The sequence below is a fragment of the Vibrio sp. 10N.286.46.A8 genome (assembly GCF_041470165.1).
In the GTDB taxonomy this organism is placed as follows: Bacteria; Pseudomonadota; Gammaproteobacteria; order Enterobacterales; family Vibrionaceae; genus Vibrio; species Vibrio tasmaniensis_A.
The window spans coordinates 23,198-30,768 of the sequence record NZ_JBFRLX010000157.1 but is presented as its reverse complement, the minus strand read 5'-3'; the positions used below and the strand labels follow the sequence as shown (position 1 = coordinate 30,768).

The window sequence follows — 7,571 nt, the reverse complement described above, 5'->3', positions numbered from 1 at the left end:
AGATATTAATTAAATCTTTGATTTAATATAAGAACGATTGAAAATGAAGCTTAGCTTTTGTTATGGAAGCTAAGCTTTTTTATTGCGTGCGGTTTTACTTTTAAACCAGTTTAATTTTAATCAGAAAGACGTTCGGCTGCCGCCAAGTAGCGTCGAGCCAGTCCAACAAACTCCTCCCCACTGATATTCAGATCATGGGTTGATATGAAAATGTCATACCCGTGGAAGCCTCTTTGATATTTCATTCTGTTGGCAAGCATCGCCTGTAATCCAGAATAGTCTTTAATCACCGCGTTGTGATTATTTGCTTTATCGGATGAATCCGCATCCATTTGCGTTTGTTGAGCGCTGAAACTCACTTCGTCGGTATTCTTTGATTCTTTATATTGGCTTAATTCCACACACCCGTTTTCGGTACAACGAGTGTGGTAGTGCGATGAGTCTAAAACCATATCTTCAAAGTTCGATTCTTTACCCGCTTGCTTCGCTCCCAAGTACAAAAGTGCTCGTTGGCTGAGCAGTAATTCACAAGTGATTTTAGGGCAAATCGAATCGAGGTAGGGCGAGTAATCTTTAACCTTGATACCAATCCAAGGAAGAGGTTGGTGCCATCCATCTTGCTCATAGGTACAAAGCCCAATCTTTTGGATGTTATTCCATTTTAAAACCCACCCGCCTTTATAAAAATGCTGCTGAAAATGAGTCGGTGTGAGGGTGAACATCACTCTGCTGCGCAACATTAAATAATAGCCAGTTCCTAGTAGGGCAATAATGCAAAAAGCACCCACGATCAGTAACTTTGGGTTGTCACTGTAGAGCGCAACGATCAAGCAAACGAAGCCTAAAATGATGGCGAGAATACGATACGAACGTTTGAATGAAGGCAAAGAGAAATTTGTAAGGTGACGAGTGTCCATAGGCAACACCAAATTTTCATATTTTTGTCTGGATGGATAACCAGTGTATATGACCCTGAATTGATAAGTCGATGATTAAATAATAGACGCTAGTAGACAATATCGGTATTTTTCGTCGACTTTCGACGCTTCACTCTACAAATAGCTCCGGTTTTTTGGTATAAATCGCGCTTCAAATTTTCACCACTGCGAAAAGAGCAGTGAACTGGAGAAATATTCAATGAGACTTGCTCATAAGCGTAAGGTGCAGGCTAAACTGCAGAAACGCACTAAAGCGGCTGTAGTTAAAGCAGTGGCAACGCCGAAAAAAGCGAAGCCTGTCGCAGAGAAAGTTGTAGCAGAAAAAACTGTAGCAGCAAAACCAGCGGTAGAGAAAGCAGTAGCAGCAACTAAAGAAGTTGCAGTTGCACTGACTCCTAAGCAACAACAAGTTCTAGACATCGTTGTTAGCAATGCTGAAGGCATTAACCCTAAAGGTATCGGCCTAGCAGCTGGTCAAGAAGACGCGAAAGCAGCTTCATGGGCAACAGGCGCATTGAAAAAACTTCTTGAAGAAAACCTAGTAGCGAAAGAGCAACTTGCAGGTAACAAGGTTATCTACAAAGCTATGTAATCCCGCGGGATTACATTCGCTTCGTTAAAGTTTTTAAGCCTCGATTATCGAGGCTTTTTTGTATCTGACGGATCATGTTAATCTCAATCTCTAAATCCAACCCCCTAAACCCATACTCATATTCAAACCTAGCATTCGAACCTAGCCCCAGAAGCCTTACTTCCAATCGGCTGGCCCCTTCCGTTATTCACCTGTCTTTCGCGTGTCCCATGTTTCGAATCAGTAAGCACCAAAGTAGGGCGTCTGATTCTCTGAAACTTTGATTCTCATGGGTTGAGTGCATTTAAGTGCGTATTCGATGTGTGGCGAGAATAGAGCTTCCTCACGAAATGGAAATCAATTGTTAATGCAGTTTCACTATAACTACTTAGGTATTTATCAATACTAATTACCCTAACGAATCTCCCAGAGCCTTTAAAATCGACATCGCTAAATTATCTCCTACGTAGTTCTACGTAATCCTTTGGTCTAATACGCAGTTTATGTGAGTCCGTCGTGCGTGCTCTCCCTGATATCTTGTTGCTACATCACGGTGCACTCTTATGTTGAATCATAAAAAATGCTCATAGAAAGAGTGTTAACCCAACAAAGGACGTGAATATGAGTCTCATTTCTAACTCCCTCACACGAGTTTTTAAAAACGTTGCAGTTACTGCAGCGGCTTGTTTAGCTTTGGTCGCTACTGGTGCAACTGCTGCTGATAAGGTTTATCGCTTGAAGCTTGCTGAAACATGGGGACCAAACTTCCCTGTATTCGGTGACGCGACGAAGAACATGGCTGCGATGGCTGAGAAAATGTCGAACGGTCGACTGCAAATCAGAATCGATTCTGCGAACAAACACAAAGCACCGCTTGGCGTTTTTGACATGGTTAAGTCTGGTCAATACGACATGGGGCACTCAGGCTCTTACTACTGGAAAGGTAAAGTTCCAAACACGCTTTACTTCACTTCTATGCCTTTCGGTATGACGCCAGCTGAACAATATGCGTGGTTCTATCACGGTGGTGGTATGGAGTTGATGGAGCAGGTTTACTCTCCACATAATTTGATGTCGTTCCCAGGTGGTAATACGGATATCCAGATGGGCGGTTGGTTTCAAAAAGAGATCAACAGTGTGGAAGACCTACAAGGTCTGAAAATGCGTATTCCTGGCTTTGCTGGTGAGATTCTAGCGGAGCTAGGCGCTAAACCTACCAATATTGCCCCAGGTGAGCTTTACACATCTCTAGAGCGTCGCACAATCGATGCACTAGAGTGGGTAGGTCCATCTCTTGATTTGCGTATGGGTTTCCACAAAATCGCGCCTTACTACTACACCGGTTGGCATGAGCCGGGTTCAGAGCTTCAATTCCTAGTGAACAAGCGTACATGGAACAAGCTTCCTGAAGACCTACAAGAAATCTTGCGTGTTGCAATGCGTACGGCGGCTTACGACATGTACACACAAGCAACGCACGAAAGTGGCAAGAACTGGGTTTCAATGAAAACAGAATACCCAGACGTACAAGTTAAAGATTTCCCGCCAGAAGTAATGTCGGCGCTGAAAGAAGCGAACGATCGCCTACTTGCTGCACATGCTGAGAAAGATGAGCTGGCGAAAGAGATCCAAGCTTCACAAGCAAGCTACCTAGAGCAAGTGCGCTCATGGACAGATATTTCACACAGAGCTTATTTAAATAGCCAAGCGAAATAATCGACAGCGGTGACCTAAAAGTTAAATGAACCCAAAGCAAACGTACTGTTACATAGCTTAAGTCTAAGGGCTTACGTATCTAAGCAGATAAGTACCTAAGCAGATAAGCGGCGGGTTCATTTTAAACATAATAATTAAGCAGGATAAATCCTGTAACAAGATCCCAAGAACCCTTTCTACGTCGTGCATCTAGTTAGCGCTACTTGTTTTAGCTGCACTAACTCTAATACGCGATGTCTTTTCAAATTCCATGGAGTCGGGAATGCGAAGTCTAATTTATATTGAACGCCTGTTTAATCGTATCGGTGATGCACTGGGATGGCTTTCCAGTATGTTGTTTATTCTACTTATCGCTAACGTTGTGTATGACGTTGTCATGAGATATGCCTTCAATGATGTCTCAATCGCCTTCCAAGAGATGGAATGGCACCTTTTCTCAGCCGTTTTTCTATTAGGTGTTCCTTATGCCATCAAGGCAGGTGGTCATGTTCGAGTAGACGTGTTCTACGAACAATTGAGCTTTAAAGCGCAAGCCATTATTGACCTGCTAGGCACACTGATCTTTCTGATGCCTTTCTGTTTGCTGGTTGCTTGGTTTGGTATTGATGTTGCCAAAGAGAGTTATAACCTCGGCGAAACCTCAGGTGACCCGGGTGGCCTGCCATATCGATGGATCATCAAAGCCATGATTCCACTGTCATTTTTCTTGATGGCACTCAGCGGAGTCGGTTTGATCCTGCACTCGTTGAACAAAATTTTTAATCCCCATCTCATCCATGCAAATAACACGCATGCAAACAATATTCATACAAAGAATAAGTAGAGGCTGAACATGATTGGAATAGTAATGTTTTTCGTAGCCTTGTTTGCACTTTTACTAGGCTTCCCGGTGGCGTTTACCTTTGGTGGTATCGCGCTAATCTTTGGTGTTTGGGCGGAAGGCATCGAAATGTTTGCCTTCATGCCATATCGAATTCAATCAATCATGGAAAATACGGTGCTGATGGCCGTTCCATTGTTTGTTTTCATGGGACTTGTTTTACAAAAGACTAAGCTTGCTGAGCAGTTACTTGAGTCTATGGGACGACTGTTTGGTGGTGTACGAGGTGGTATCGCAATCTCGACAGTTCTCGTAGGTTCACTGCTTGCCGCTTCAACCGGTGTGGTAGGCGCTTCTGTGGTTGCAATGGGGCTTATCTCGTTGCCCGTCATGCTCAAGTACAACTACGACAAAGGCTTAGCCTGCGGCACCATCTGTGCGTCTGGTACGTTAGGGCAAATCATTCCGCCATCCATCGTCTTGATTCTATTGGGGGACGTATTGGGTGTTCCGGTAGGCGACTTGTTCCAAGCCGCGATTTGGCCGGGCGTGATGTTAGTGGGGGCTTATATCGTTTATATCTTAATATACGCGAAGCTTAACCCTGAAGCCGCTCAACCAATTGAGCGTGATGATTCCATCAGCCGTAAACAAGAAGTCATCAACGCATTGAAAGCAATCATACCGCCACTCGCGCTGATTATTGTCGTATTGGGCTCTATCTTTGCGGGTGTTGCTACACCGACAGAGTCTGCTGCTCTGGGTGGTGCGGGTGCGATGGTACTCGCTTTACTCTACGGTCAGTTTAGTTGGTCGATGGTGTATGACGCCTCTAAAGAGACGGTGAAAGTAACGGCAATGGTATTTGCTATCTTGTTGGGTGCAACGGCATTCTCAATGGCGTTTACTTATACTGGCGGTGACTATCTGGTTGAAGAGTGGATGTTGCAGTTACCGGGTGAGAAATGGGGTTTCTTGATCATTACCATGTTGGTGATTTTGATTCTGGGTTTCTTCATCGACTTCGTAGAAATCTGTTTCATCATTGTGCCGATTATTGCGCCTGTTGCTGAGCTGATGGGAATCAACATGACTTGGTTCGCAATCCTTATCGCGATGAACCTTCAAACCTCATTCTTGACGCCACCGTTTGGCTTCAGTTTGTTCTATCTAAAAGGGGTGGCACCAAAAGGTGTGACTACCAAGGATATCTACCGAGGCGTGATGCCTTTCATTTTGATTCAAATCCTCGTACTTGGATCACTTCTCGCTTTCCCATCTTTCTATGGAATGTGAGTGAAGCCTAGAATGTGAATGATATGTTTCAACGGCTATCCATAAATTGATAAAGTAAAACGGCTTATTGATGTTCAATAAGCCGTTTTTTGTGAGGAAAAGGAATGCCTCTAAAAGTTAAGCTGATTTTGCTGACGCTACTCCCGTTGCTGATTGTAACGGCGAGCATTAGTTGGATCTCGTTACACCAAACTAAGACGTTGGGTGAGAAAGAGGTCGAAATCTTCCGAGACAGCTTAATTAAGTCGCGTGAAAACGCCCTCAAAGACACTGTTGATCTCGCATTTGATGCCATCGAACATATCTACAATGATCCCGATATCCAAGAAGCCCAAGCCAAAAGAGAAGTTCGAACCATATTGTCTAAACTTAGGTATGGCTCTGACGGTTACTTCTTTGCGTATGATCGCCACGGAACCAATTTGGTTCATCCAATCCAGCCAGAGTTGATAGGGCAAAACTTACTTCAACTGCAAGATGAAGATGGCGACTTTCTGATAGAAGCCTTGTTAAGAGAAGCACAAACAGGCGGAGGATTTCACCAATATTTGTGGCAAAAACCTTCGACAGGTGAGGTGGTATCGAAGCTGAGTTACGCCGCTTGGTTAGAGCGCTGGGACTGGATGATTGGCACCGGCTTGTATATTGAGGATGTGCATCAAGAAGTGGCCTCGATGCAGGCCGCAATTAACAAGAATATTGAAACCACGTTCTTTTCGATTGTGGTGATTCTGAGTGTGACGGTCGCGGTCATCATTGTACTGACGTTGGCCATTAACATGCATGAACATCGGATAGCGGATAACAACTTGAAGGAACTAGCTCATAAGACGGTGATGTTTCAAGAGGACGAAAAGAAGCATCTAGCGCGTGAGTTGCATGATGGTATTAACCAGTTATTAGTGTCGAGTCGCTGTCACTTAGAACTGCTCGGTAATAAGCTACAAAGCGAAGACCTTAAAGCGCATTTGAATAAGTCTCAGCATTCACTGATGCGGGCAATCGAAGAGGTGAGGCATATTTCGCATCAACTTCGACCAAGTTCATTGGATGATATCGGCTTAGAAGCGGCGTTGTCTTCGCTGTTATTAGACTTTCAGGCGCACTCGAGCATTGAAGTGGAAACCTTGTTTAATACGCAGCCGGGAAAGTTGAAATCAGAAGCTGCGACGACTTTATATCGAGTGGTGCAAGAGTCACTGAATAATATAGAGAAACACGCACAAGCGACCAAAGTAACGGTTATCGCACAGCAAATTGGCAATGTGTTGCAGTTGCTCATCCAAGATAATGGGGTTGGTTTTAATACCTATAAAGCAATGGAAAAGCGAGGTATTGGGTTACGTAACATGAGAGAACGGGTGGAGTTCATCGGTGGTGACTTTGAATTGATGAGTGAGGTTGGCTTTGGAACGGAAATTACAGTGTTACTGACACTAGAGGGATTAGTGAATGAGTGAAGTTATTCGAGTTGTGATTGCAGATGATCACCAAGTGGTACTGGATGGCTTTATGGCGAGATTAGAACTCGAGCCTGATATTAGCGTGATAGGTACCGCCAGCAATGGATTAGAAGCCGTTGAAATGGTTAAAGACCTGCGCCCTGATGTGGTGTTGATGGATATCAGCATGCCTATCATGAATGGTATTGATGCCACTCACCTGATTAAAGAGGAAGATCCTCAAGCCAAGGTGCTGATGCTGACCATGCATAACAACCGTGAATACATCATGAAGGTGATGCAGTCGGGTGCTGTCGGCTATATGTTGAAAGAAATTTCGGCTGAAAAAATGGTGCAGGCAATCAAGACGGTCAATCAAGGCTCGACCTATTTCTGTGAAAAAGTGACTCAGAACTTGTTTACTCAGCCTATTACTCCGACGCAATCTGTGAAGAACCCATTGAGTAGGCGTGAGGAAGCTGTGTTGAAATTAGTGGCTAAAGGGGAGAGCAGTAAAGAGATCGCGAAGGGATTAAATATCAGTTACCGAACGGTTGAAACCCATAGACAAAATATCAAGCATAAGCTCGACATTCACTCTACGGCAGAGCTTGCCAAGTATGCTGTTAGTTCTGGGCTTGTAGAGTGATGTTACGCTAAATTACAGTGAATGTGTAATTTAATTACCAAATGTGCCGTTTATACCCGCTTTTTGATGGTTTTTTTAGTATTTTTGCGACGAGTTGTTATTCTTCCTTTCGAAATTTAAGCGCCAAATGCAATGTTGC

7 protein-coding genes are annotated in these 7,571 nt (G+C 44.0%); 6 read left to right on the top strand and 1 reads right to left on the bottom strand.

The window, feature by feature from the left end; translation table 11 throughout:
• Positions 1-116: 116 nt before the first annotated feature.
• Complete coding sequence (locus AB4232_RS15640; RefSeq protein ID WP_372045709.1) at positions 117-917, bottom strand: DUF2982 domain-containing protein; 801 nt, start codon at positions 915-917, stop codon at positions 117-119.
• 220 nt (positions 918-1,137) lie between these two features.
• Between AB4232_RS15640 and AB4232_RS15635 the strand changes: the two genes are divergently transcribed.
• The 6 genes from AB4232_RS15635 to AB4232_RS15610 all read left to right on the top strand — a co-directional run bounded on the left by AB4232_RS15635 (position 1,138) and on the right by AB4232_RS15610 (position 7,432).
• Positions 1,138-1,530: a hypothetical protein gene (locus tag AB4232_RS15635; RefSeq protein WP_012604302.1), complete on the top strand. Its 393-nt coding sequence runs from the start codon at positions 1,138-1,140 to the stop codon at positions 1,528-1,530.
• 600 nt (positions 1,531-2,130) lie between these two features.
• The gene (locus tag AB4232_RS15630) at positions 2,131-3,225 is read left to right on the top strand and encodes a TRAP transporter substrate-binding protein (protein WP_017060957.1); all 1,095 of its coding nucleotides are present in this window, start codon (positions 2,131-2,133) and stop codon (positions 3,223-3,225) included.
• Between the two features lie 250 nt (positions 3,226-3,475).
• Positions 3,476-4,048 (top strand): TRAP transporter small permease subunit, encoded by a 573-nt coding sequence (locus tag AB4232_RS15625; RefSeq protein WP_049779139.1) that lies wholly within the window; start codon positions 3,476-3,478, stop codon positions 4,046-4,048.
• Positions 4,049-4,057: 9 nt separating this feature from the next.
• On the top strand, positions 4,058-5,341 hold the full coding sequence (locus AB4232_RS15620) for a TRAP transporter large permease subunit (RefSeq protein WP_009847136.1): 1,284 nt from the start codon (positions 4,058-4,060) through the stop codon (positions 5,339-5,341).
• Between the two features lie 104 nt (positions 5,342-5,445).
• Complete coding sequence (locus tag AB4232_RS15615) at positions 5,446-6,801, top strand: cache domain-containing protein (RefSeq protein WP_017098863.1); 1,356 nt, start codon at positions 5,446-5,448, stop codon at positions 6,799-6,801.
• Positions 6,794-7,432: a response regulator transcription factor gene (locus AB4232_RS15610; protein ID WP_009847134.1), complete on the top strand. Its 639-nt coding sequence runs from the start codon at positions 6,794-6,796 to the stop codon at positions 7,430-7,432. Before AB4232_RS15615 ends, AB4232_RS15610 begins: the two co-directional genes overlap by 8 nt.
• Positions 7,433-7,571 lie beyond the last annotated feature (139 nt).